This is a genomic window from Acinetobacter rongchengensis (assembly GCF_003611475.1).
In the GTDB taxonomy this organism is placed as follows: Bacteria; Pseudomonadota; Gammaproteobacteria; order Pseudomonadales; family Moraxellaceae; genus Acinetobacter; species Acinetobacter rongchengensis.
Genome location: NZ_RAXT01000004.1, coordinates 126828 through 151011 on the forward strand (window position 1 = coordinate 126828; position 24184 = coordinate 151011).

25 protein-coding genes are annotated in these 24184 nt (G+C 36.6%); 14 read left to right on the plus strand and 11 right to left on the minus strand.

Annotated features, from left to right (window positions below; translation table 11 throughout):
* Positions 1 to 165: 165 nt before the first annotated feature.
* Genes mog through D7V20_RS04130 form a run of 5 tightly spaced genes read right to left on the minus strand, consistent with a single transcriptional unit; the run spans position 166 to position 3262 of the window.
* Positions 166 to 735 carry a molybdopterin adenylyltransferase gene (gene mog / locus D7V20_RS04110; protein ID WP_120383064.1) on the minus strand — a complete coding sequence of 190 codons (570 nt, stop codon included), beginning with the start codon at positions 733 to 735 and terminating at the stop codon, positions 166 to 168.
* 9 nt (positions 736 to 744) lie between these two features.
* On the minus strand, positions 745 to 1950 hold the full coding sequence (locus D7V20_RS04115; protein WP_120383065.1) for a molybdopterin molybdotransferase MoeA: 1206 nt from the start codon (positions 1948 to 1950) through the stop codon (positions 745 to 747).
* Positions 1951 to 1961: 11 nt separating this feature from the next.
* Positions 1962 to 2543, minus strand: a complete 582-nt coding sequence (gene mobA / locus D7V20_RS04120; RefSeq protein WP_171407756.1) for a molybdenum cofactor guanylyltransferase — start codon at positions 2541 to 2543, stop codon at positions 1962 to 1964.
* On the minus strand, positions 2540 to 3007 hold the full coding sequence (locus D7V20_RS04125) for a molybdenum cofactor biosynthesis protein MoaE (protein WP_120383067.1): 468 nt from the start codon (positions 3005 to 3007) through the stop codon (positions 2540 to 2542). Before D7V20_RS04125 ends, mobA begins: the two co-directional genes overlap by 4 nt.
* 3 nt (positions 3008 to 3010) lie before the next feature.
* Positions 3011 to 3262 (minus strand): MoaD/ThiS family protein, encoded by a 252-nt coding sequence (locus tag D7V20_RS04130; RefSeq protein WP_120383068.1) that lies wholly within the window; start codon positions 3260 to 3262, stop codon positions 3011 to 3013.
* Between the two features lie 133 nt (positions 3263 to 3395).
* Here D7V20_RS04130 and moaC point away from each other — a divergent pair, with 133 nt between their 5' ends.
* From moaC to D7V20_RS04145, 3 genes are read left to right on the plus strand one after another with little or no spacing between them, the layout of a single operon-like run.
* Positions 3396 to 3890, plus strand: a complete 495-nt coding sequence (gene moaC, locus D7V20_RS04135; RefSeq protein ID WP_120383069.1) for a cyclic pyranopterin monophosphate synthase MoaC — start codon at positions 3396 to 3398, stop codon at positions 3888 to 3890.
* Positions 3891 to 3892: 2 nt separating this feature from the next.
* On the plus strand, positions 3893 to 5788 hold the full coding sequence (locus tag D7V20_RS04140; RefSeq protein WP_171407757.1) for a histidine kinase: 1896 nt from the start codon (positions 3893 to 3895) through the stop codon (positions 5786 to 5788).
* Positions 5775 to 6428 carry a response regulator gene (locus tag D7V20_RS04145; protein ID WP_120383071.1) on the plus strand — a complete coding sequence of 218 codons (654 nt, stop codon included), beginning with the start codon at positions 5775 to 5777 and terminating at the stop codon, positions 6426 to 6428. The genes D7V20_RS04140 and D7V20_RS04145 overlap by 14 nt, the downstream gene beginning before the upstream one ends.
* A 140-nt stretch (positions 6429 to 6568) precedes the next feature.
* Here D7V20_RS04145 and D7V20_RS04150 read toward each other — a convergent pair whose 3' ends face one another.
* Together D7V20_RS04150 and D7V20_RS04155 are read right to left on the minus strand one after the other, a co-directional pair.
* Positions 6569 to 8449 (minus strand): potassium transporter Kup, encoded by a 1881-nt coding sequence (locus D7V20_RS04150; protein ID WP_120383072.1) that lies wholly within the window; start codon positions 8447 to 8449, stop codon positions 6569 to 6571.
* Positions 8450 to 8815: 366 nt separating this feature from the next.
* The gene (locus tag D7V20_RS04155; protein WP_235831593.1) at positions 8816 to 9433 is read right to left on the minus strand and encodes a hypothetical protein; all 618 of its coding nucleotides are present in this window, start codon (positions 9431 to 9433) and stop codon (positions 8816 to 8818) included.
* Positions 9434 to 9791: 358 nt separating this feature from the next.
* Here D7V20_RS04155 and D7V20_RS04160 point away from each other — a divergent pair, with 358 nt between their 5' ends.
* A complete protein-coding gene (locus tag D7V20_RS04160; protein ID WP_120383074.1) occupies positions 9792 to 10052 on the plus strand; it encodes a PspC domain-containing protein in 261 nt (86 codons plus the stop codon).
* A gap of 84 nt (positions 10053 to 10136) precedes the next feature.
* Here the strand turns inward: D7V20_RS04160 and D7V20_RS04165 are convergent, their stop codons facing one another.
* Positions 10137 to 11243 carry an HPP family protein gene (locus D7V20_RS04165; RefSeq protein WP_407923921.1) on the minus strand — a complete coding sequence of 369 codons (1107 nt, stop codon included), beginning with the start codon at positions 11241 to 11243 and terminating at the stop codon, positions 10137 to 10139.
* A gap of 383 nt (positions 11244 to 11626) precedes the next feature.
* Here D7V20_RS04165 and D7V20_RS04175 point away from each other — a divergent pair, with 383 nt between their 5' ends.
* From D7V20_RS04175 to D7V20_RS04210, 8 genes are all read left to right on the plus strand, one after another.
* A complete protein-coding gene (locus D7V20_RS04175) occupies positions 11627 to 12049 on the plus strand; it encodes a hypothetical protein (protein ID WP_120383077.1) in 423 nt (140 codons plus the stop codon).
* Positions 12050 to 12209: 160 nt separating this feature from the next.
* A complete protein-coding gene (gene glyQ / locus D7V20_RS04180; RefSeq protein ID WP_120383078.1) occupies positions 12210 to 13199 on the plus strand; it encodes a glycine--tRNA ligase subunit alpha in 990 nt (329 codons plus the stop codon).
* Positions 13199 to 15268, plus strand: a complete 2070-nt coding sequence (gene glyS, locus D7V20_RS04185; RefSeq protein WP_120383079.1) for a glycine--tRNA ligase subunit beta — start codon at positions 13199 to 13201, stop codon at positions 15266 to 15268. Before glyQ ends, glyS begins: the two co-directional genes overlap by 1 nt.
* 66 nt (positions 15269 to 15334) lie before the next feature.
* The gene (locus D7V20_RS04190; protein ID WP_120383080.1) at positions 15335 to 16294 is read left to right on the plus strand and encodes a hypothetical protein; all 960 of its coding nucleotides are present in this window, start codon (positions 15335 to 15337) and stop codon (positions 16292 to 16294) included.
* A gap of 137 nt (positions 16295 to 16431) precedes the next feature.
* Positions 16432 to 16818 carry a hypothetical protein gene (locus tag D7V20_RS04195; RefSeq protein WP_120383081.1) on the plus strand — a complete coding sequence of 129 codons (387 nt, stop codon included), beginning with the start codon at positions 16432 to 16434 and terminating at the stop codon, positions 16816 to 16818.
* 114 nt (positions 16819 to 16932) lie between these two features.
* Positions 16933 to 17316 carry a hypothetical protein gene (locus tag D7V20_RS04200; protein WP_120383082.1) on the plus strand — a complete coding sequence of 128 codons (384 nt, stop codon included), beginning with the start codon at positions 16933 to 16935 and terminating at the stop codon, positions 17314 to 17316.
* Between the two features lie 382 nt (positions 17317 to 17698).
* The gene (locus D7V20_RS04205) at positions 17699 to 18631 is read left to right on the plus strand and encodes a hypothetical protein (protein WP_120383083.1); all 933 of its coding nucleotides are present in this window, start codon (positions 17699 to 17701) and stop codon (positions 18629 to 18631) included.
* 211 nt (positions 18632 to 18842) lie between these two features.
* Positions 18843 to 19547: a hypothetical protein gene (locus tag D7V20_RS04210; protein WP_120383084.1), complete on the plus strand. Its 705-nt coding sequence runs from the start codon at positions 18843 to 18845 to the stop codon at positions 19545 to 19547.
* Positions 19548 to 19644: 97 nt separating this feature from the next.
* Here D7V20_RS04210 and D7V20_RS04215 read toward each other — a convergent pair whose 3' ends face one another.
* Positions 19645 to 20601 (minus strand): 2-hydroxyacid dehydrogenase, encoded by a 957-nt coding sequence (locus tag D7V20_RS04215; protein WP_120383085.1) that lies wholly within the window; start codon positions 20599 to 20601, stop codon positions 19645 to 19647.
* A gap of 75 nt (positions 20602 to 20676) precedes the next feature.
* Positions 20677 to 21342, minus strand: coding sequence for a TetR/AcrR family transcriptional regulator (locus D7V20_RS04220; RefSeq protein WP_120383086.1), 666 nt, complete (start codon positions 21340 to 21342; stop codon positions 20677 to 20679).
* 190 nt (positions 21343 to 21532) lie between these two features.
* Between D7V20_RS04220 and D7V20_RS04225 the strand changes: the two genes are divergently transcribed.
* Entirely contained in the window at positions 21533 to 21949 is a 417-nt protein-coding gene (locus D7V20_RS04225; protein WP_235831594.1) for a hypothetical protein, read from the plus strand.
* A 41-nt stretch (positions 21950 to 21990) separates the two neighbouring features.
* Here the strand turns inward: D7V20_RS04225 and D7V20_RS04230 are convergent, their stop codons facing one another.
* Positions 21991 to 23253: a hypothetical protein gene (locus tag D7V20_RS04230; protein WP_120383087.1), complete on the minus strand. Its 1263-nt coding sequence runs from the start codon at positions 23251 to 23253 to the stop codon at positions 21991 to 21993.
* A 120-nt stretch (positions 23254 to 23373) separates the two neighbouring features.
* On the opposite strand from D7V20_RS04230, the gene D7V20_RS04235 reads away from it, so the two are divergent.
* The gene (locus tag D7V20_RS04235; protein WP_120383088.1) at positions 23374 to 24153 is read left to right on the plus strand and encodes a class I SAM-dependent methyltransferase; all 780 of its coding nucleotides are present in this window, start codon (positions 23374 to 23376) and stop codon (positions 24151 to 24153) included.
* Positions 24154 to 24184 lie beyond the last annotated feature (31 nt).

The following is a 24184-nucleotide window of genomic DNA, read 5'->3' on the forward strand; positions in this document are numbered from 1 at the left end:
AAATTAAACTGAGTTTGATACAATACAATCAAGAGGATAATTCACTAAACTTAAAATAGCGTATTCCGATTCAAAAAACCGAATACCTTGCTTTGATTGTGTTATAGATCAAACTCAAACTTAGAATAATGCTGTGTCCAGCATACTTTTTATGATAACAATCAATTAAAAATTTTTAGGTCGGAAAGTTTCAGAAATATTATGATGGGTTTCTATATATGGTCCTCCAATTGCATCTATACATAATGGTACAGCTGAAAAAATTCCATGCACAATTGTTTTCCCATCTGCATCCTTAACCCCTGAAAGCGTTTCAGCTATAGCCTTTGGGCGACCAGGTAAATTTAAAATTAAACTATTTTTACGAATAACCCCTTCTTGCCGAGACAAAATTGCTGTTGGTACAAAGTATAAACTTACTTGGCGCATTTGTTCACCAAATCCAGGAATGACACGATCTGCAATATTCAGAGTCGCATCGGGTGTAACATCTCGAGGAAAAGGACCTGTTCCACCAGTAGTCAAAATAAGATCACATTTTTGATTATCAACCAAATCGATTAAAACCTTTTCGATCAACGCTTGTTCATCTGGAATTAATCGTTCAACACACAAAAAAGGATTTTTCAAGGCGGATGTTAACCAGTCTTTGAGCGCTGGAATGCCTAAATCTTCATAAATACCATTAAAAGCACGATCACTCACTGAGACTAAACCTATTTTTACAGTTTCCATTATTCCCTCCTAAGCTTCTTTTAAATAAATGACCTGAACAGATTGCCCCTCACGAACAGTTTGCTGTGCAGGCACAATAACAAGTGCATTACTCGAACCACAATGAGTCAGCATAGCGCTACTTTGTGATGAATGAATTTTTGCATGAAGTTGACCAAATTCGGTCGTTAACTGACCACATAAAAATTGTTGCCGACTTTGAGGTCGCTCTATATTAAATTGTGCAGTCGCCTGTAACCGCATAGGCAATGCTTGTTGTTTAGTGAAACCCGCCAATATTTTTAAAGCTGGTAATACAAGAATCAAATAGGTTACCCAACATGCTACAGGATTTCCAGGCAATACAAATACTTGAGTTTGTTGAATCCGCCCACAGCCAAAAGGTTTACCGGGTTTAATGGCTAATTTCCACTGTTGGATGGAACCTAAACATTGCAAAGCAGCAATACTGTAGTCTTTATCTCCAACAGATGCTCCGCCTGAAATCAAGACCACATCATTTTGATTTGCACCTTGCGCTAAAGATTGTTGAATAATGTCTTGTTGATCGGGTAACAAGCCACCATCACTCACTTCAATAAATTGATTTTGGTTGAGTAAAGCCATCAGCAACGGTCGGTTAGAATCATAAATTTGATTTTCTTGTAATTTTTGACCCAATGCTTGTAATTCATTACCGCTCGAAAATACACAAACTTTCAATTTTTGATAGCATGCAAATTCGGTATACCCTTGACTTGCAGCAATAGCGATGTGTGTTGCATTTAATACTTGCTGAGCAGCAATCAAGACCGTACCTTGCTGATATTCTTCTGCTCGTAACCGAATATGTTGTTGCATCTTAATGGGGTTAATGCAACTGACAAAGTCATCAATTACACTCACCTCTTCTTGGGGAAGGACTGCTTCAGTACCTTTCGGAACAGCTGCCCCCGTAAAAATCCTAACAGCTTGGCCGGGACGTAAAACCAAATTTTGAGTGGAATCTCCCGTTGCAATATATGCAACCAATTGCCATCTAGGTTCACTTAACCCACAAATCGCATATCCATCCATGGCACTATGATCAAATGCAGGAGAGTCTTGTGTTGCAACAACATTACTTGCCAATACTCGCCCTTGAGCCTGCAGCAAAGGCACCGCTTCAACTTGTTTGGTGACCAAGAGTTGATGAATTAAGTCTGCAAGTGCTTGATCATAAGAAATTAAACTCATATTGATCGTTCCTAGGCTAAGTAACGCTGCAATGTTTGAAAATCATTTATATTTATAAATTGCGCATCATCTTCAAAATCAATAGCAACAGCCTGCATATGATGTAACCATTGTCGAATACTATGTTTTGACTGAGTGAGCAAATATTGTTTGAGTTCACCTAAATCCTGTCGTTTAAATTGAAAAATTACAGGATAAATTTGATTTTCTGACTTTGCATAAACCGCTTTCGTATATTGAAGATTCAATTGTTGAGAAAGTTTTGCAATGACCTGTTCACTGATAAATGGAGAGTCACAAGGAAGCACTTGTATCGTATCTATGCTCAATGGAAACTGACTGACACTACTGTACACGCCACCCAAAGGCCCTAGCCCTAACCACGGCGCATAATCCGACCAGACATCCAATCCTTTTTGCTGATAGTGTTGTATATCTTGATTGGCACTGATTGCGACATATTCACATTGTTTTTTTAGAACTTGAATAGCAGGATCAATTAAATATTGTCCGCCAAAAGGCATTAAGCCTTTATTTTTATACCCCATGCGGCTGCCTAAACCACCTGCCAAAACTAAACCGCCTAAACTCATAATGACATACTCCATTTTTTGATTTTATTTTGATCACTTTTTTTAGCAACAACCCAGTGAGATTCTCCATTTTCAAAATGCTCTTGCTTCCAAAAAGGTGCAGATGTCTTTAAATAATCCATAATAAATTCATTTGCTTGATAAGCATCTATACGATGTTTAGATTGCGTCATGACCCAAACAATCGGCTCACCAACGACAACTTTACCAACACGATGTGCAACAACGATTGCATTCAACACCCATCGTTGTCGTGCTTTTTCAACGATACTTTTAATTTCATTTTCAGTGATTTGCGAATAATGCTCGATATATAAATGAGTAATCGGTTCGACATAATCATGCTGACGGGCAAATCCAGTAAAAGTCACTTGTGCACCTTGATCATGATTAAAGTGCATTGCAAGGTCTGCATATTCATTGATATTGAGTACTTCAGGTTCAATCTGGACAATGATACTCATCAACTACCCTCCAGTCACAGGAGGTAAAATAGCCACTTCAGCCTCATCAGGGATATTTGTAACTTGATGACAAATCTGCTTTTGAACAACAAATTTAAATATTTTATCTTCAGCCAAAGCAGCTTCCCAACGTGAATTACGTGACCGAAGTAATTGAAGCAGCGAGTCTGTAGTCCCGCCATTATCCCAAGGTAATGATTCAGTTCGGGTTCCTAGTTCTGTCGCCAAAGGTCCAAAATATTGAATATAAATCATGTCTGTAACCTTCCAATCGTGTTGCTCTCCTTTCTAGCTTAGACTGCGGTTTTCTAATCAACAATAATCACTTTGACCGATATTCACCCTCAACTTTCGTGTAGTAACATCAATTAAAGCTGGGAGAATTATCATGTCTCAAAATCAACTCACACATTTTGATCAAGCTGGTCAAGCCCACATGGTTGATATCAGTGACAAAGCTATCAATAAGCGTATTGCTGTTGCTACAGGTACAATTTTTATTTCGGAACAAGCTTTAGCTTGCGTTTTACAAGGCAATAATAAAAAAGGAGATGTGCTTGGAATTGCGCGAGTTTCAGCAATTTTAGCAAGTAAGCAAACAGCTTTACTCATCCCCTTATGTCACCCTCTTGCTTTAACCCATGTCGCTGTGGATATCGATGTCGATGAAAACAGATCTGCCATTCATATGACTGTCAAAACTGAAACATGTGGGCAAACAGGTGTGGAAATGGAAGCGTTATGTGCAGTCAATGTTGGCTTACTTTGCATATATGATATGCTTAAAGCAGTTGATAAAAATATGAAAATTACCGATGTCCAATTGCTAGAAAAACAAGGCGGTCGCTCTGGTCATCTATACAATCATTCAATAAGAAAATGAGCATGTTAAAAAAATACTTCAACAGCATTTCCAACAAACTCAAATTTGCAATTATTATTTGGTTAGTTGGTGCCTTATTCTTTGTCGGATTAACGTTAAATATCATATGGAAGTTAGAAGACAGAGGTATTGCGATCAATGAAGCGGGGAGTTTGCGAAAACAAGCCTATTACATGGTCGCTATGGTTCAGGCGAAGCAGACGACAAAACTTCCTCAAGAAATCCAACTTTTTGAAAATAAACTCAAACACTTATCATTGCTAGAAACACAAACCTATTGGTTTCACTCAAACGACCAATATTTATTTCAGTTAAATCAAGTTAAAGATGAGTTTTCAAAATATAAAATAAAAATCTTACAGGCAGAATCTAATTTAAATACCCAACCCAATTTAGTCGCAGATACTATATTATTTATTCAACACATCGATAATTTAGTGAAAAGTATTGAGAAACAAAATACTTTAAATATAAAGATCATGCGTATCGCCCAAATTTTATTAATGCTCATGGCGATCATATCGGCATTTCTTTCCTTATTTTTACTTAATCGTTTAGTCATACAACCTTTATCCCTACTCAGCATAGGCTTTGAAAAAATAAAAAAGGGGGAACTGGACACGCGATTGAATATACAAACCAATGATGAATTTCACCAAGTTTCCAATGGTTTTAATCAAATGGTGACGAGCCTGCAGGACTTGTATCAACACTTAGAAGATAAAGTAACGCAAAAAACCATCGATCTAAAATCAAGCAATGACAAACTGACGACCTTGTATGAAATGACGGATTTTTTACATAAAAATCCATATAACGAACAAACACTCAACTTATTTCTAGAAAAAATTACGACTCTAGCCCATGCTAAGACCAGTAGTATTCGGCTATTAAATCAACAAGGTTCACAAATGTGGACCATACAAAGTATAAATATTCCTGATATTTTGCTACAAAACCCAGCTTGTGCAGAAACAACAGCCTGCTTATGTGGTCAGGCACTCAATCAAGCAGATCTTAAAATTAATCTTTTACAACAAGATCATCAAAAATATGTATGTAAAAAATTGGGAATGGATCATTTAATGGTATATCACATTCGATTACGCGAACAGACTTTGGGATTATTGACCCTATATTTTGAAAAGCCTTCGACTCAAACGGATAGTAATAGCTCATTAATCCAATTGCTATGTAACCAGCTAGCTACGGCTATTGAAAATAACAGACTTATTTTAAAAGAAAAACAATATGCTGTTCTAGAAGAACGCAATATTATGGCCCAAGGTTTACATGACAGTATTGCGCAGTCACTCTCATTTATGAATATACAACATCAAATGTTAAATCAAGCATGGAAAAAACAACAATATGATAAAGTTGAACAACATTTAAACTTTTTACAGACTGGATTACAGCAATGTTATGAAGATATTCGGGAATTACTCAATAATTTCCGTTTCAAACTCGCTCAGGAGTCTTTTCAAGATATTCTTTTCTCAGTCATCGAGCGCTTTAAAAATCAAACACAAATACAGGTCAATTTTACCTATCAATCTTCTGGCGTTGATTTAACACCACAACAACAATTACAGTTGATTTTTATTTTGCAAGAAGCACTTTCAAATATCCGTAAGCATGCTTCAGCGAGTTTAGTTACAGTTCACTTTAACAATGACCAAGAAATATTTTTAAAAATTCAGGACAATGGAATTGGATTTGACACTACATTGAGTAAAGAGTACCAAGGACATCATATTGGTTTATCCATAATGCAAGAACGAATTCATCAGATTGGTGGACAGTTAAAAATAAATTCTATTTTAAACCAAGGCACATGCATTGAAGCCACAATAAATCATAATAATCAGTTAGAGGAAAATCATGCCCATTATTAATATCTTATTGATCGATGATCATACTTTATTCCGAACAGGTTTACGTTTTTTACTAGAACAAGAAGAAAATTTTAATGTCATTGGTGAAGCGACTGATGGATTAAGTGGTATTAAACTCGCTGAACAATTACATCCTGATATTGTTTTATTAGATTTAGACATGCCAATCATGAATGGATTGGAGGCTCTACCTCAATTACTCAATAGCTATCCAGATTTGGTTATTTTAATTCTCACTGTTTCAGAAGATGCAGTCGATTTAACTGAATGTATGCGTTTAGGTGCGCGTGGTTATTTACTTAAAAATATTGAAACCCGATTTTTAATTGATGGAATTTATAAAGCAATCGATGGTGACAATGTACTTTCACCAGAAATGACGACAAAATTGATTTCTCAACTGTGCAATCCAATCATTGTCAAAGAAGAAACTGCATTGGCTTTTTTAACACAACGTGAAAAAGAAACCTTACACTGGCTCGCAAAAGGTGCCAGTAATAAAATTATTGCTCGGTCTATGAATGTTGCAGAATCTACAGTCAAAGTTCACGTACAAAATGTATTACGTAAACTGGAGCTTAATAGCCGTGTTCAAGCTGCTGTATTTGCTGTAGAACACGGCTTAGATAAAAATTTATAAGCAAACTCAACGTTGCTTCATAAAGATTTCGAATCTACCTGCTCAACTTTTACAATCAAATTCGAAATAACAGATATTCCAACTTGGATGAGATGCCAGAACCCTAAAATTCTGGCATTTTTATGCTCACTGCTTATTGTTTAAATTTCTATTTGACTACCAATTTCAACCACACGATTCGAAGGAATCTGATAAAAATCACTAATCGGACTGGTATTTTTATGCATGGTAGAAAAGACTTGCTCTTTCCATTTTGCTAAGAGCTTTTGTTGCTTCGAGATAATTCTTTCACGTGAAACAAAGAAGCTTATTTCCATCAAATTAAATTCAAAATCATATGCATTAAAAATTGTTTCAAGCGTAGCTGGAATATTTGGCTGTTCTTTAAAACCATAGTTCAAATGAATACGAAAGAAGTTTTTATCCAATATTTCAACAGTATATCTATTATCTTCAGAGATATAAGGTACATCTTGCACATCAACAGTAATTAATATATTCCGCTCATGAAGAATTTTATTGTGTTTTAGATTATGTAGGAGTGCATGAGGTACAACATTTGGTGATCCTGTCAGAAATACAGCTGTTCCAGGTACTTGATTTAAACTATCACCTAAATATTGAATAAAAGTCTCTAGCTGCAATGTATCACTCTGTAATTTAGCTTGTAATGCAGCCTTACCATTTTTCCAGATCATCATCAAAGTAAAGACCACTGTCGCAACCAATACTGGCATCCATCCACCAATAAAGAATTTAAGCAAGTTAGAGCTTAACAAAACCAAGTCAATCACAATGAATGGAACAATAAATAACACCAGTTTCCAAGTCTTCCATTTCCAATAGCTGTAAGCTAAGAATCCGACCAAAAGTGTGTCACAGAACATGGTCACAGTCACTGCTAATCCGTATGCTCCAGCCAACTGGCTACTGGTCTTAAAAAGCAAAACAACGACGATAATTGATATGAACAATAACCAATTCAGCAATGGAATATAAATTTGCCCCACTTCCGACTCAGAAGTATGTAATACGGTTAAACGCGGCAAATATCCCAATTGAATTGCTTGTTTTGCCATTGAAAATACACCACTGATGAGCGCTTGTGATGCAATAACCGCCGCAGCAGTTGCAAGTACAATCATTGGATAAAGCAACAATGACGGAACCAGTAAATAAAATGGGTTGGAAATCGCAGAAGGATCTCTAAGCAGTAAAGCCCCTTGTCCTGCATAATTTAAAACTAAACAAGGCAGTACAATAAAAAACCAACCTAGACGAATCGGTAAGACACCAAAATGTCCCATATCGGCATAAAGCGCCTCACCACCTGTAACGGTCAGTACAACAGCACCCATGACAAAAAAAGAAATGATTGGATTGGTAAGAATAAACGAAATTCCCCAATGTGGGCTTAAAAAAGCCAAAATTGAAGGACTTTGAATAATACTCATCACTCCTAAGCTACCTATGGCTAAAAACCATAGCAATGTAATTGGCCCAAAGAACTTCCCCATGATGGCTGAGCCATGCCTTTGTACTAAAAACAAAGCTGTTAAAATCCCAATACTGATCGGCAAAATAAATTTTGACAAGGTTGGCGTTGCAACAGACAGACCTTCAACCGCAGAGAGTACGGACATTGCTGGCGTAATGATCCCATCACCAAAAAATAAAGAGGCACCGGTAAAACCCAAAGCTGTAATGATTATTTTTGTTCTATTCGATAAGCCCTTTTGGCGGAGATTCAAGGCCAACAGTGCCATGATTCCACCTTCACCATTATTGTCTGCCCGCATGATCACCATGACATACTTCAAAGACACAATAAGGGTTATAGTCCAAAAAATTAATGACAAAATCCCCAAGATATTGATTTCATTAATAGGCATGCCATGTGTTGCATGAAAACTTTCTTTGAGTGCATACAGTGGACTCGTTCCAATATCGCCAAAAACCACCCCCAATGCGGCTAGAGTCAATATTGCAGTACTTGCCTTTTCAGGCTTCTGATTTTGCATATAGTAAAATCACATGAGTAAAATTGGATTGATACTAGCACCAGAAATGAATGATTTATTGATCGCTATAAAAAACCATAATTTATTCATTTTTAATTGTTTTTCTAGTTTAATAACAGCAAATATTTGAATCTTATGATGTTATAAATAATAACCAACATGGTATAGCGACTAAAAATAACTCAATATTGATACAATCGAGCCATTTCAGTATCAATTTTAAAGATCATTAACCGCTAAACTTAACCTTGAAATGCAACATCCATTAAATAGGAGTACAAAATAATGTGTTTTAAACCGATTGCACATGTCACTGTTTCCACAGTCATAACATAGATTTCAACTCTTTTCTCTTTTTAAGATGCTCTAATTATTCATTTTTTTTAGAACATAGGCTTTAGCAGGTGCAGGATTATTCTGATTAAAATAAAGTTTATTACTTTCGCTACTGTTTAAAATTTTATCTAAATCCATGACTAAATTACGATCAGCATCAACTTTATAGAAAAATTGTATTCCTTCTACACGATTGATAATAATTTCATGGTTAACTTCATCATAAACCCATGTATTTTTCTGATAGGAACGATTTTGCTTTATTTCATTGTTCTCATAGGTCATTTTGCCCATATAGACAATGTTGCGGTGCGCAGTACCATCTGCAAGTAAATTGACAATAAACTCCGCATTCCCTGTTTTGCAATTGGCAAAACGGTCTGTACAACTCATTTGAGTATGATAACGTCCTACAAATGACTCTGCTTTTGCAGGTATAGGCTCTACATCCAAATCTTTAAGTTCTGAAGCAGCAGGTGCTGGTAAAGTCGCTTGACCTGCAACTTCGGTTAATTTTTTTGCAGCATTTGTCTGTTGTGCAGACTGATCTTGTTCAACTTTACTTAATGAATTTTGTGCATCCTCAGATTGTTCTTGATCAATAGGATTTTGTGAATCACACGCAACCAATACCAAACAAATACTCATGCTTAGTATTCTGCAAAATCCTACTTTATTTAAATTTAAGTACATGAATCAAAAACCATATTATGCTAAAGTGCTGAAAAAGACATATCAAATTTTGATTGAGAATATTGGTATATTATTGTGTTGTTCCGATTGACGAAATCATCTCGATTGATTTTTTACAAAAAGTATAAAAAAGTACGCGCTCTGTTGTTGGCTAATCTTTTAATCAAAAGCATGAATTCACAAAAGTTTACACAATACTTACAAATAAATTGCCTATTTGCCTTTAATAAATTCACACGATCACCATTTAATAATTATGCGATAAATATCAATAATGATATTGCAGGCTATTTTTAAACTTAAGGAGACTTTGATGGCCAATTCTGGTTTATATCGTTCTAGCCGACATAACATGATCGCCGGTGTAATGGGCGGTATTGCTGAGCGTTTTGGTTGGAATGTCACATTATTACGTATCATCTTTATTTTAGTTTCGTGTTTGAGTGCCGCTTTCCCTGGGATTATTGTTTACTTAGTCCTATGGTTACTCATTCCAAAACAAGAACTCAGATTAGGTGGTTCACAAGGTTATCAGCATCAGGTTCGTACCATTGTTGATGAAAGAACAAGATAATTGATTGCGTAACCAGTTAAATTTTCTTTTTCCGCTACGCCAGTTCCCCCAAACTGACGTAGCTTTTTTTATGCTTAAAATATTTTAATCATTTATTGGATGTGTTACTCGATTGAGCTGTTGTTGCATCACTGCAATCATATCTGCTCGACTAATAATACCGACCAGTTTTTGATTTTCCACCACTGGAATATAATTAAATGAGCGCTCAACGAAGTACGGCACTAAATCCTGTATTGGTTGAATAGGCTGTACCGTCACAACTTTGCGGTCCATAATTTGTTTTACAAGATGTTCCCAAGAAGCTCTCGGTTCAGCAGCTCGCTTAAACCATTCCACGACTTCATAAAGTGCCAATGTGCCCACCAATTGATGCTCCACATTGATCACGGGAAGGCTCATTAAATTGACATGTTTAAATTTAATCAATGCATCCTGAATTTCTTCTTGTTCTTGTAAACAAATCACATCCTTCGTCATAATGTCTTGGCAAAGATATTGGCTCACTGCTCTCGCATTGGCCTTTTCCTGCGCTTCTAAAATGATTTTTTGTAGGTCGTATTCACTGATATCTAGCAGTTCTGTCTGATGTTCTAAAACATCGTGAATATCTTGTGGCTGGATCGTGACTTTCTGCGTCGGTGTTGGATCCTTAGAACGAGTATTCAACTGTGCAATTTGAGGATATTGCTTCCCCAATAAACGATTAAAAAAAATCGCAACAACTAAAAGTAATATTGAATTTAAAAGCACTGGATAAAAAATAAAATGATAACCCAGTTGATGGACAGATTCGCCGCCGAGCACCGCTGTGATTGCCACTGCACCGCTGGGTGGATGCAATGAATCTGTGGTCATCATCAAAAAAATCGCCAATGCAACTGCAACACTAAAAGCTTCGGTTAAATTGGGAATGTACATGGCACAAGTGACGCCAATAATACCTGCAATTGTATTTCCAACCACCATATTCCACGGTTGTGCTAAAGGACTGGCAGGCACGGCAAATAACAATACCGATGAAGCGCCCATCGGTGCGATATACCATGCATTCAAATCACCTAAAACATATAAACTGATTAGTGATGATATTGCTAAACCAAGTAAAGCCCCGATACCACACATTAAGCGGTCTTTGAGCGGTAAAACTTTAAAATTTGGCTTTAAGGTATTTAACCATTCAAATTGCATATGAAACACGACGATCCTTCGTTATTGCACTTTTGAGGTGCGTGATTATACGATGTTGTGATGATAAGGTGTATTTATTATCCATCTTAAATTTATCAATATTTTAACTATATTCTCGCCTATTGATTTTATTGACAATATTCAGTGGCTTGCTCTCCATTTGCAACATACTCTTTTATCTAACAAAATGCATACATCGGATAACTTGTATAATTAGCTGCATTTCTGCACTCTGATTCAAAATCTGTTGTGAATTTATAATGTCTTTATAAAGTTCAGTTTGCTGATCTTTTTGACTTTGTAGCTTGATTTGGTCCAGCAAAGTAATAATCTGTTTTTCATAGATGCCTTCTTCAAATTTTGTCCCTTTGTTGTTTTTAATCATGACTCAATATAGTAATAAATCTATTTTAAAAGCCTTGTTTTCTGCACCCATTTTTATTCAGGTCTTACTCACCATTTTATTCATTACTTTAAATCATGAATTTAGCATGCAATCTATCCTCACTGTGTGTGGGATTAACCTGATCATTTATATGCTTTATTGCGTGATTGTAATTCCAATTGCTTATGCTATTTCTGTCTTACTTGCACGCCAATATTGGCTCAACTTTTTTACGATTATGTTAGGTTCAGTGCTGATGTGGCTCATCGTCACGATCATCGGTTATTTGGTTTTTATAGGATCGCTTCCCAATTCAATATCGGAATGGGTTTCAACGTGGTATTTTCATGTGATTGTTGTATTTGTCAGTTGTTGTTATTGGGGAATGCTACATTTTTTTAGAAATGACAGCGTTGCATAACATTGCCAACTTTTTAAAGTTATTCCATAACCAAAGATTGATTTGATTTAATTCTGATCACTATGAAAAACAGTATAACTTGATCTATAACCTTTGCCACACCTCCCCAAAATCCTTATACTTAGAACCAATTTTTTCTAATACTTATAGTGGATGCTGCATGAGTCGCGCCATATCGCATATTGATACATTCCAAGGCTTAATTCTTGCCTTACAAAACTACTGGGCTGAACAAGGTTGCGTCGTGTTACAACCTTACGATATGGAAATGGGTGCAGGAACATTCCACACTGCAACATTCTTACGTGCGCTTGGTCCTGAAACATGGAACGCAGCATACGTGCAACCATCACGTCGCCCTAAAGATGGTCGTTATGGCGAAAACCCAAACCGTTTACAACACTACTACCAGTTCCAAGTGGTACTGAAACCCAACCCAGACAATATCCAACAACTGTACCTAGACTCGTTGGAAGCGATTGGTATTGACACGCTTACACATGATATTCGTTTTGTTGAAGACAACTGGGAATCTCCAACACTCGGTGCTTGGGGCTTAGGTTGGGAAGTTTGGCTCAACGGTATGGAAGTGACTCAGTTTACTTACTTCCAACAAGTCGGTGGTGTTGAATGTTACCCAGTAACAGGTGAAATCACTTACGGTCTTGAGCGTTTGGCGATGTACCTACAAGGTGTCGATTCAGTTTACGATCTTGTTTGGACCAAAGGTCAATTCGGTACTGTGACGTATGGCGATGTATTCCATCAAAATGAAGTGGAACAATCGACCTATAACTTTGAATATGCCAACGTTGAAAAAATGTTTGAATTATTCGATTTCTATGAAGCAGAAGCAACGCGCTTAATGGAAGCTGAACTTCCACTTCCTGCCTATGAACAAGTGATTAAAGCATCACATAGCTTTAACTTGCTCGATGCACGTGGTGCAATTTCTGTGACTGAGCGTCAACGCTATATTTTACGTGTACGTACTTTGGCACGTTCAATTGCGCAAAGTTATGTGGCTGCTCGTGCCAAGCTTGGTTTCCCAATGGCAGAACCGCATTTGCGTGATGAAGTTTTAGCGCAATTGAAAGCTCAGGTTGAAGCGGAAGCAGCTCAAGCAGAAAAATCAGCGGAGAACAAATAATGTCTAAACATACCGTTTTATTTGAACTTGGCTGTGAAGAACTTCCTCCAAAAAGCTTAAAAACTTTACGTGATGCATTACAAGCTGAAACCGTAAAAGGTTTAAATGATGCAGGTTTGGCTTTTGACTCTATCGAAGCCTATGCAGCACCTCGCCGTTTAGCATTGAAAATTATTAATGTCGATGGTGCGCAAGCCGATACTCAAAAACGTTTTGATGGCCCTGCGGTACAAGCTGCTTATGATGCAGAAGGTAAGCCAACCAAAGCACTTGAAGGCTTTATGCGTGGTCAAGGCATTACTGCGGATCAACTTTCAACGTTCCAAGCAGGTAAAGTTGAAAAAGTATGCTATTTAAAAGATGTGCAAGGTCAAAGCCTTGACGTTTTACTACCACAAATTTTACAAACCGCTTTGGATAACCTTCCAATTGCAAAACGTATGCGTTCTGCGGCAAGCCGTACTGAATTTGTACGTCCTGTAAAATGGGTTGTATTGTTAAAAGATAACGCTGTTGTTGATGCAACCATTCAGGATCATAAAGCAGGTAATGTGACTTATGGTCACCGTTTCCATGCGCCTGAAGCGATTACTTTAGCCAATGCAGATGCATATTTAGATGCACTGCGTACTGCAAAAGTTGTGGCGAATTTTGAAGAGCGTCAAGCCATCATTGACCAACAAGTCGAAGCCCTTGCTGATGAAGTGAATGCAATTGCCATCGTTCCTACTGATTTACGTGATGAAGTGACCGCATTGGTTGAATGGCCTGTTGCACTTCGTGCAAGCTTTGAAGAGCGTTTCCTTGCCGTACCTCAAGAAGCATTAATCACCACCATGCAAGATAATCAGAAGTATTTCTGTTTGGTGAATGCTGATAATAAACTTCAACCGTACTTCATTACCGTTTCAAATATTGAGTCTAAAGATCCGACTCAAATTATTGAAGGCAATGAGAAAGTTGTACGCCCTCGTTTGTCTGATGCGGAATTCTTCTTCTTACAAGATCAAAAGCAACCGCTTGCATCTCGTAAAGAAAAATTGGCTAATATGGTTTTCCAAGCACAGTTAGGTACGCTTTGGAATAAATCTGAGCGTATTGCCAAATTGGCTGTAGCTTTATCTGCAATCACAGGTGCAAACCCTGCGGATGCTGAAAAAGCAGCACTGCTTGCAAAATGTGATTTAACCTCTGAATTGGTTGGTGAATTCCCAGAACTTCAAGGGATTGCGGGCACTTACTATGCACGTATTGAAGGCGAGAATGATGAAGTTGCAGAAGCTTTAGGTGAGCAATATTTACCTAAGTTCGCGGGTGATGTTTTACCGAAAACCAAAACAGGGACTACGATTGCCCTTGCGGATCGTTTAGATACGCTGACAGGTATTTTCGGTATTGGTCAAGCACCGACAGGTTCTAAAGACCCGTTTGCTTTACGTCGTTCTGCGATTGGTATTTTGCGTTTAGTGACTGAAAACAATCTTGATGTTTCGATTGAAGAACTCATCAAGCTTGCTTTAGCTGCTTATGGCGATGTATTGAAAGATCACGACAAGACTTTGGCGGATGCGGTTGCGTTCCTTGAAGGTCGTTATCGTGCCAAGTATGAAGACCAAGGCGTTGCTGTTGATGTGATTCAAGCAGTTCAAGCACTTTCTCCAAAATCACCTCTTGATTTTGATAAGCGTGTAACCGCGGTGAATCATTTCCGTAGTTTGCCTGAAGCTGCTGCTTTGGCTGCTGCAAATAAGCGTGTTGCGAATATCTTGGCGAAAGAAGCTGCGCCTACAGGTGAGATTGTTGAATCTAAATTGGTTGAAGATGCTGAAAAAGCACTTTATGCAGAGATTCAAAATATCCTGCCTGTGGTTCAACCGCTTTTGGCTGCAAAAGACTATACCGAAGCACTTTCTAAGTTAGCTGCACTTCGTGCGCCGATTGATGCTTTCTTTGAAGGTGTGATGGTCATGGCAGATGATGCTGAATTGAAAGCAAACCGTTTACGTTTACTGGCTCAGTTACGAGACTTGTTTACAAGTGTTGCGGATATTTCGGTGTTACAACACTAAGCTAATTATTTGAAATAAAATGAGAACCCTGCTTAAATAAGTGGGGTTTTTTAATGAAGATTTATCATGAAAAAATTAGAAGCTTTTCTTATCAATTTATTCATGTGGGGTGAGTCCTGTTCAGCTAACGGAATTCGTGACACTACAATTATACAATGTGAAGGTTTTATATTTGAATTTAAACAGCATAATATCCATCTTAAGCAAAATGAATCTTTAAACAAAACAATAATTACGACAACAATCACTGTTCGAGATATTGTAAATGAACAAGTATCACAAGTTTTAGAAATTATTGATAATTTGTGCTGCCTACTTTCTTTTGCTCAGCAATCATTAGTCCATCGCTGTGGTCATAAAATTGGTTCGGTAGAACACGGGACGAATTGTTCAGGAATCGTTATTAATCCTCCAGCTAATATTATCGAAAGTCGAGGAGAGAAAATTCGCGATTTTATAGAACAAGTATATCCAACCTTCAAAGAATTAAAGTCATCCAGACAACTACCAGTAGTTTTTGGCTATCTATGCGAAGCTAAACGTGGTTCTCTTGCTTTAGAAGCGTCACTCATTTTGCATTACGTACTTATAGAAAATCTGAAACATACTTTTGCTCAAGATAAAGGATTTAAACTTAAAGATGGAAAATATAGTCATCCTCAATATCCTCCTCAAGATTATCATTGCAAAAATAAAGAAGAATATTGTTTTGATGAATATCTAGGAAAATATATTCATAAACTTTATGGCAAATGCGGTTCAGCCGAAATGACCAGAAGAATGTTCGAAGCAAATGGGATTAACCGAAACAGTGAAGCTATCAAAATCACTTTAAATAAAAGAAATACTATGATTCATGAAGGTGTGCTTTTACCTGTTGGTGATCCAAATTACTTTGAACAAGCTTATCAAGATTTTTGTGCTGTAAATGATTTAATCAAAGAATATTTATTGCGAGTCTTAGGATATAAAGGGAAATATTTTTTAAATAAAGATCGATTTACTCCAAGTGGCATAGTTAAGTAAATTACAATTTAAAATCAAAATTATCTACACTCTAAATCATGTTCTGAACAATTGAATGCAAGTATTCGTTATATAATTTCAATACTTTAAGAATTAAGAATTAAGAATTAAGAATTAAGAATTAAGAGGCAAGGAAAATGAATCAAAATGATTTTGAAAATGCACTACATCACCTATTAAGCCATTCACTCAAAACTTCCACTTTTGATGAAGTAAAACCTGTCGTTGAGCTATTCTTATATGGTGATTATTTGCCAACAGCTGTTGAAAACTTAAATACCATGGAAAAAAAGCGTTTACTTTTTTTACTCGAAAAATTTCGAAGATATTCCTGTTCTTCAGTAACACGCCGTCAACAATTAAAAACTTTTGCAGAAAGCATAAATATAGCTCAATCAAATCAATCATTACTAGCTTCGGATTTAGTTGACCCTCTCGCAAAAAAACTTGGCTTAAACGAAGACTTAAACCACCTAAAGTCTCAACTACTCACACTACAAACACGCCATTATCATTTTCAATAACATTATTTTTTGAATATTTCATATCAATTACCAATCTAAAACCAAATCAGTCTAAATTTTTGTCTAAGTGCATATAAACTTAAAACATTAAATTCATTTAACGATCAAAAAGCAATGAACCCAAAAATCATATTATCGATAGCTGTAATAACCTCAGCACTCACCGCTTGCTCAACCACACCAACCAATCCCAATGCGCCTGTGGTTTTAGAACAACATAAAAATATCTCTGCTGAACCAGCAACAAAACATAACTTAGCACGTCTGATTAAACAAAAAGACAACTGCCTTATTGAATTTACAGGTAATTTTGAAACAGGCAAAGCCACTGAATACTGGATCTTTAAAGGTGATCAGCTGATTTCGGCATTTTCCAATGTCAAAGCTGAAATAGAAAATAAACAAACGGTTTTTGATGTGCAAAATCCTGAAAAGATCAAAAATTTTAATTCACTTAAAAAGAACTTTAAAACATCAGCTTTAGACGTCTGTAACTAAAAACACCGATTATCACTTCGGTATTCTCATGAATGGCGAAGTGATACTTTTTCTTTTCATCAAAAGTTTGTGGATATAAGCAAAGTTTAAGACCAAGAACAATAGATGCTCATTTTTACACAAACGGCTCATTCAAGAATTTCTTAACAACACACAGTATATTTGTAAAACTTAAAAAGATAAACGAACCATTGAAAACCTATAAATCAATGATTTAAAAAACACTCACTCTGTAAACTTTATTCACAATTCTTTCATTTTTGTTAAAACTCTGTAGATAAGCTGTTGATGTTTTATCTCAAAACCTGTTTTTTATAGTATTTCCAATTAATATGACGCTGACTCAAACTAGATGTGATTCAAGCACAGGATAAAAGCTATTATGAAAATGCTTAAAACAACAGTTATCGCAACGGCACTTATTGCGAGTTCTCCTCTTTTTGCAAATACAGCAGTGAATGGTAGTGTTAACGCTTCTGCTGAAGTCAATACACAAGGTGGACTTTTACACAACCTTGGTCAAGGTATTCAAAACACAGCTGACAAAGTGGGTAATGGTATTGAAAAAGGGGTTGATAAAACCCGTGATGTGTCTAAAGACGCTTGGGATGGCACTAAAAATGTAGCAGGCAAAGTCGGCAATGGCATTGAAAAAGGCGTAGACAAAACTGTCGATAAAACCCGTGATGTGTCTAAAGATGCATGGGATGGCACCAAAAACGTGGTAACTAAAGTAGGTGATGGCGTTGAAAAAGGTGTCGATAAAACCCGCGATGTGTCTAAAGATGCGTGGGATGGCACCAAAAATGTGGCAACTAAAGTAGGTGACGGCGTCGAGAAAGGTGTCGATAAAACCCGTGATGTGTCTAAAGATGCGTGGGATGGCACCAAAAATGTGGCAGGCAAAGTAGGCCATGGCATTGAAAAAGGTGCAGATAAAACCGTTGATGTTTCTAAAGATGCATGGGATGGAACAAAAAAGACGGCTGACAAAGTAGGTCATGGTATCGAACGTGGTGTCGATAAAGGCAAAACAGCAACTCAAGGCGCTTGGAAAAATACCAAAGAACTCAGTTCTAAAGCCTCTAAAAATACCAAAGAACTCAGTTCTAAAGCCTCTAAAAACACCAAAGAAACTGCAATCAAAGCTAAGGATAAAACCAAAGCTGCAACAAGTAAAACTTGGCAAAAAACCAAAGATGTTGTGAAGCCAAAACCAAGCAATGTCAATGTGAATACGCAAACTCAAGTAAAAACACCTGTTGGTAGTGCAAAGGTTGGCGTATCAACTGAAGCCAAAGTAGCAACAAAATAAGCGTCTTTTCATGTAAATTATGTATAAAAAGCTCACTTCGGTGGGCTTTTTACAAATTAAATGTTTAAACATTTCCAATGTAGAGATATGTGTTTTTCTGTACTCATTTTTCTAATAATCAATCTATTCAATCAATAAAACAGTAGGATAGTCACAATATTATTTTAGTTGATGACTAAACAGAAATCAGCATAGCGAGATGAGTGTGTTAATGAATAAAATCAAAGGTATATGTATAGTCACAGCCATTTTAACAGCGCCATCACTCTATGCGCAGACAGAGGATACCAATAAAACTCAGCCTTATGGTGACAATCCGAATATTTTCAGAGTACTGGCTCATAAAACAGGCACAGCGGTTCAAAATACCGCTGAAAAAGTGGGCAATGCCACTGAAAAAGGGATTCAGAAAATAAAACCGCATCTTGATGAAACCATTGAAAATACCAAAACCTACACCACCGAACAGGCAACGATTGCACGGGATAATACCCGTCAAGGGATTGATACTGCGGTTAAAAAAGTAGAACAAACCAAAGATAAAATTATGGGTAAAACCAGTTCAAATATACCGATTGAACAAGGGCGTTTAAGTCAATCTTCAACATCGCCGAACAGCAATATAAATAATGCCGTCCCGACTACAGCGCCAATCGCTACGCAAGCTTCTGCTATTGCTCAACCTGCTCAACCTGCTCAACCTGCTCAACCTGCTCAACCTGCTCAACCAACGGTAGCACAAGATCAAAATAATATTTCTGAAGAACCTGAGATTAAGAAACAATCTTTACCGATTGAAAATAATCCCAGCACTACCGATGTAAGCACAGAAAACTCAACGACTCACCAGTCAAATCAGATCGATCAACAAAACACAGATCAACCATCCGAAGATGAAACAGGTGTTCCACGTTAGTCAGCATCTTTTACAAACTTCATGGCTCAATCACGGTTTATTTCATGTATTTTAGTCTCTCTCGTCATACAACCTAAGCCAGAGAGACTAAAAATATTTAACCATTTACTTGGCGTATAACCTGCCCATTTTTAAATGCTTTAGCATTCTCATACAACTGATTTACCATACGTTGTCGTGCTTCTACACTCCCCCATGCACTGTGCGGGGTAATAATTAAATTTGGTACATCTTCAGCCAATAATACATTACCCTCTTTAGGCGGTTCTACCGAAAGCACATCTGTCGCAGCACCTGCAATTTTACCTTGTTTTAAAGCATCGGCTAAGGCTTGTTCATTGACGATACCGCCCCGCGCGCAATTGATTAAAAATGCGGAGTCCTTCATTTGATCAAATTGTGGAGTACTGATTAAATCTTTGGTTTCGTCTGTTAATGGGCAATGCAAACTCAGGAAATCGACCTGAGGAAGTAATTCTGCGAATGCTACACGACTTTGATCACTGCTACGCTTAGGTAATGCGCCTACCAATATCTTCATACCAAAAGCTTCTGCAAGTTTAGCCACCGCTTTACCCAACTCTCCATAACCGAGAATACCCAGTGTCTTGCCTGACAATTCAACAATAGGAAAATCCAGTAAACAGAAAATGGGCGACTTGCTCCATTGCCCTTGCTTCACCGCATGATCATATTTCAATAATGATGTGGATAATGCCAACATTAACGAAATCGTATGCTGTGCAACTGCCGAAGTGCCATAACCTTGACAATTACACACCACGACACCGTTGGATTTGGCTTGTTCTAAATCGACATTATTGGTGCCTGTTGCAGAAATAAGGATTAACTTCAGTTGCGGAGATTGCTCAATCGTCTTTGCATCAATCACCACTTTATTGGTGATTATCACATCTGCTCCCTGAACACGTTCAATCACTTGCTCAGGAGTGGTTGAGGGATAAAGAATAAGTTCATCAAAAGCTGTCTTTAATTGGGTAAAATCCAAGTCATTTTTATCTAAAGATTCATAATCTAAAAATACAGCCTTCATTTGCTCACTCACTTCTCTATATCTATGCAAAACTTAACGAACTTATCTCTAATTATTGTAAAAGTACCGTAAATATTAAACTTGGGAAATAGGATGTAAATTATTTTTAAGTGACCATAAATAAGCGACCACCATTCGATACGCTTCTTGAATAATCTCTTCAGAAATATAGCTATCATTATAATAACCATGCTTCATATAGGTAAAAATCAACTCCATAATCACAGTTAATACATCTGGTTTTTGAGGTACATAACTTTCAACTTTGAGCATTTCCAAAGCCTTACGCACACCATCACTAAGCTTTGTGAGTTCAACTTGATATTCGAGATAAGCCTGTCGTGTAAATGGCCCACTGAGAATAATCAAACTGGCAACGTCAGATTCATTAAAAAAATTAGCCGTGGTTCGAATTAAACTGGCTGTCAGTAATTTACCACTTTCCTCAACTGATACTTTTGGGCTATCTGTTAATACCCGCACTGCAGCTTGCCCTAATTGTTTAATCAATACATTTAGATGCATTAATGCAATATGACGTAAAATATCGTATTTACTGGGAAAAAATTGGTAAATACTGGTACGCGGAACACCTGATGCATTGGCAATTTCAGGAATAGAAATTTTTTCAATTCCAACTGCTAGAAGTAACTCTTGCGTCGTTGCAATCACTTTTTCCATACGCTTCTGAGTACGTTCTTGTTTTGGTACATTTACTTTTTTAGTCATTTTTTTTTGCATTTGAAAATCCTACGAATGCTGACAAGTATTATAAAATGATGTCCTTATCTTCATCATCATAACTGATATTGATTCAGGGCAAATAACTATTCAACTTTTCATTTAAAATAAATTCAAAATATAGTTAATTTTAATTCAAAATCTTAGACTTTAAATCTATATTCTTCACTTTCACGCTTTCAAAATAATGATGGAAAAACTAACATTCGCGATATTGACCATTGGTCTAACATATTTCAGTACGCAGACCTTTGCAAAAGAAAATATATTACAGTCTGTTGAAAATATTAAAGAATATTCATCGCATGATGGTAATTATTTTAAACTTATCCAATTAGATCGAGGCTGTCGTATAGATGCTCGTTTCTATTTATCCAATCAAAATCATTTATATCATTACTTTTTTAGTTATGGAAAGTTGTATAAAGCAACCCATAAGATATTTAAATATCACTATAAAAAGGGTGAAGAAGGTTCATTATTACATGTCATCAATATCGATCTGAGTACAAGTCTTGTGTTGAAGTTAGATGACCCTCAAGTTCAACAAGACTTTAAAAATTATAAAGCCTTATTCCCAACAATTTATTTAAACCGATGTGTTTAATATCAAATATTTTTAATAAAAAACATCGGTTTAAAAACACTTTAAGAAATCTTAAAATGGCAAAACTCATTTAAACTTTCATCATCAAATGTGACTTGTCCTTGTACATCACAACTCATGTATAAGTCTTTATAAGAAAGTACATAGAAATCCGTACATTTTCGAATGACAATCGGGTTCATATCTAAAGATAAAGCATCGTCTTGCTTAAATAGCTTGATCACACGGCGGTCATTCATACAGATTAAATAGGTTTGTTTTTTAATTTCAACTTGTGCCAAGCCGCTATTTTCAACATGCAATGGAATAATGTATTTCCCATTTACATCAATGACTTGTTGATCATAACTTTCCAACTTTTGCGTAATCACATTAAAAACCAAAATATTTCCATAATAGTCTTTGAGTTGATTTTTATCTTCAAAAGCAAGATTGACCTGAATACCCAGTTTTTGTAAATCTTGTTCATCTACACGTTTATTGGTCAATAATATGCGGGTGATGGTTTGTTTTAAACTGGCATCAAAAAAAGTGCTATCCAGTTGAATATCAATCCCTTTCAATATTTTCCCAAGTGCCTCATTGTGCGTTCCAAGCAAATGCGCAATCACACTACGATAGTAGAATTTACTGTTTTTCTTCACCTCACGAATTTGCTTATAAAAATAAGTCTGATCGTAAGGACGTTCAATAAAATCATGCAATAAAGCAGAATTGGCTAAAACAGCGATTGCATCATGCCCTGTATAGGGTAAATGCAAGGTGTGTAATTGAGGAATTAGGGGTTTTATTTTTAAATAGTGTTCTTTGTCATTTTCAAAATAAGGATCATAAACAATAATATATTCACAATCTGCAACGATATCCTGCGCCTGAATCCGCATCTCTGCATTCAGTTCAGCATCATAAAAATCGGTATAGCGTTTATCGTCAACCTCAGTAGGATCGATGGAGTATTGAGGTACCATTGCCACGACACGATTCATTTGCAAAGGTTCAGCGTATTTAATGGCCGCATAACCGCCCATTGAACCACCATAGCCGACAATATTTTTAAATTGCTTTAAGATCGGTTGTAGCTGTTCTAGCAATCCTGCCATACTCGCAGCAGGAAACCATGATTTTTGCTTTGGCATAATACCAACCACAGCATAATCATATTTCATCAATGACTTTTCAGCATTGATCGACAGTCCTTTGGCACGTGTGATCAAATCACCAAATGAGAGAACTAAAGTATTTGAATTGCCAGGTAAATAGATCGCTCTAATATGATCATCTTCAAAAATTATTTGCTTATCCATTGGCAACACCGAGCTTAAGCTCTCTGATTTTAGCTAAAATTAAATAAACAGACGACTTGCCTATTCATTGCATCAAGTGTCATATTTTATAGATTCTAAGCAGATTAAAAAGCGCAAAATATGACACATTCCTTACATCCTGCTGCTCAAAAAGGTTTCAGTTCTGCCGCTGAACTTTATCAACAAGTGCGTCCCGATTATCCACAAGAGGTGGTTAACTGGCTCAAAGAAGATTTAGAACTTAACGCCCATTCCAATGTTGTAGACTTAGGTGCGGGTACTGGAAAATTCCTCACTTATTTAAAACAAATTACGCCACATATTACAGCTGTCGAACCTGTCACAGAAATGCTGGAACAGTTGAAAATAGTACATCCTGAAGTACAAACAATACAAGCCAAGAGTGACCAAATTCCACTAAATTCAGCAAGTATTGATGCAGTTCTATGCGCTCAGTCTTTCCATTGGTTTTCCAACATTGAAACCTTAAATGAAATTCATCAAATCTTAAAGCCCAATGGGCATTTAGGACTGATTTGGAATCAACGAGATGAACAGGTCGATTGGGTTAAAGCATTGACCAATGTGCTCTTGCCCATTGAAAAAGATACACCTCGCTACCACAGTGGACAATGGAAGCAGGTCTTTGAAAACCAGTTTTTGTTCCAACTGGAAAGCACTCAAGTTTTCTCACACGTACAAGCAGGCACAGTAGAAAATGTGGTGAGTAAACGACTATTGTCTACCAGTTTTATTGCGGCAATGCCTGAAAATGAACAGCTCAAATTAAAACAACAGTTTGAACAGATTATTTTTGAATATACTGGCAAACAACCTCAAGATGAAATTGACTTTCCTTATGTCACCTATGCATATAACTTTAAAAAGTTAGAAGCTTAACCCAGCACTTGAAAGCGATATTGTGAATAAT

Excerpts from the sequence above, each read along its gene's own strand:
- mog (WP_120383064.1), bottom strand. The coding sequence starts at position 735 with ATGGAAACTGTAAAAATAGGTTTAGTCTCAGTGAGTGATCGTGCTTTT.
- D7V20_RS04140 (WP_171407757.1), top strand. The coding sequence starts at position 3,893 with ATGTTAAAAAAATACTTCAACAGCATTTCCAACAAACTCAAATTTGCA.
- D7V20_RS04235 (WP_120383088.1), top strand. The coding sequence starts at position 23,374 with ATGACACATTCCTTACATCCTGCTGCTCAAAAAGGTTTCAGTTCTGCC.
- mobA (WP_171407756.1), bottom strand. The coding sequence starts at position 2,543 with ATGAGTTTAGGCGGTTTAGTTTTGGCAGGTGGTTTAGGCAGCCGCATG.
- D7V20_RS04115 (WP_120383065.1), bottom strand. The coding sequence starts at position 1,950 with ATGAGTTTAATTTCTTATGATCAAGCACTTGCAGACTTAATTCATCAA.
- D7V20_RS04160 (WP_120383074.1), top strand. The coding sequence starts at position 9,792 with ATGGCCAATTCTGGTTTATATCGTTCTAGCCGACATAACATGATCGCC.
- D7V20_RS04155 (WP_235831593.1), bottom strand. The coding sequence starts at position 9,433 with ATGAGTATTTGTTTGGTATTGGTTGCGTGTGATTCACAAAATCCTATT.
- D7V20_RS04145 (WP_120383071.1), top strand. The coding sequence starts at position 5,775 with ATGCCCATTATTAATATCTTATTGATCGATGATCATACTTTATTCCGA.
- D7V20_RS04195 (WP_120383081.1), top strand. The coding sequence starts at position 16,432 with ATGAATCAAAATGATTTTGAAAATGCACTACATCACCTATTAAGCCAT.
- D7V20_RS04205 (WP_120383083.1), top strand. The coding sequence starts at position 17,699 with ATGAAAATGCTTAAAACAACAGTTATCGCAACGGCACTTATTGCGAGT.
- D7V20_RS04210 (WP_120383084.1), top strand. The coding sequence starts at position 18,843 with ATGAATAAAATCAAAGGTATATGTATAGTCACAGCCATTTTAACAGCG.
- D7V20_RS04225 (WP_235831594.1), top strand. The coding sequence starts at position 21,533 with ATGGAAAAACTAACATTCGCGATATTGACCATTGGTCTAACATATTTC.
- glyQ (WP_120383078.1), top strand. The coding sequence starts at position 12,210 with ATGAGTCGCGCCATATCGCATATTGATACATTCCAAGGCTTAATTCTT.
- D7V20_RS04165 (WP_407923921.1), bottom strand. The coding sequence starts at position 11,243 with ATGCAATTTGAATGGTTAAATACCTTAAAGCCAAATTTTAAAGTTTTA.
- D7V20_RS04175 (WP_120383077.1), top strand. The coding sequence starts at position 11,627 with ATGACTCAATATAGTAATAAATCTATTTTAAAAGCCTTGTTTTCTGCA.
- D7V20_RS04125 (WP_120383067.1), bottom strand. The coding sequence starts at position 3,007 with ATGAGTATCATTGTCCAGATTGAACCTGAAGTACTCAATATCAATGAA.
- D7V20_RS04215 (WP_120383085.1), bottom strand. The coding sequence starts at position 20,601 with ATGAAGGCTGTATTTTTAGATTATGAATCTTTAGATAAAAATGACTTG.
- D7V20_RS04230 (WP_120383087.1), bottom strand. The coding sequence starts at position 23,253 with ATGGATAAGCAAATAATTTTTGAAGATGATCATATTAGAGCGATCTAT.
- moaC (WP_120383069.1), top strand. The coding sequence starts at position 3,396 with ATGTCTCAAAATCAACTCACACATTTTGATCAAGCTGGTCAAGCCCAC.
- D7V20_RS04220 (WP_120383086.1), bottom strand. The coding sequence starts at position 21,342 with ATGCAAAAAAAAATGACTAAAAAAGTAAATGTACCAAAACAAGAACGT.
- D7V20_RS04200 (WP_120383082.1), top strand. The coding sequence starts at position 16,933 with ATGAACCCAAAAATCATATTATCGATAGCTGTAATAACCTCAGCACTC.
- glyS (WP_120383079.1), top strand. The coding sequence starts at position 13,199 with ATGTCTAAACATACCGTTTTATTTGAACTTGGCTGTGAAGAACTTCCT.
- D7V20_RS04190 (WP_120383080.1), top strand. The coding sequence starts at position 15,335 with ATGAAAAAATTAGAAGCTTTTCTTATCAATTTATTCATGTGGGGTGAG.
- D7V20_RS04150 (WP_120383072.1), bottom strand. The coding sequence starts at position 8,449 with ATGCAAAATCAGAAGCCTGAAAAGGCAAGTACTGCAATATTGACTCTA.
- D7V20_RS04130 (WP_120383068.1), bottom strand. The coding sequence starts at position 3,262 with ATGATTTATATTCAATATTTTGGACCTTTGGCGACAGAACTAGGAACC.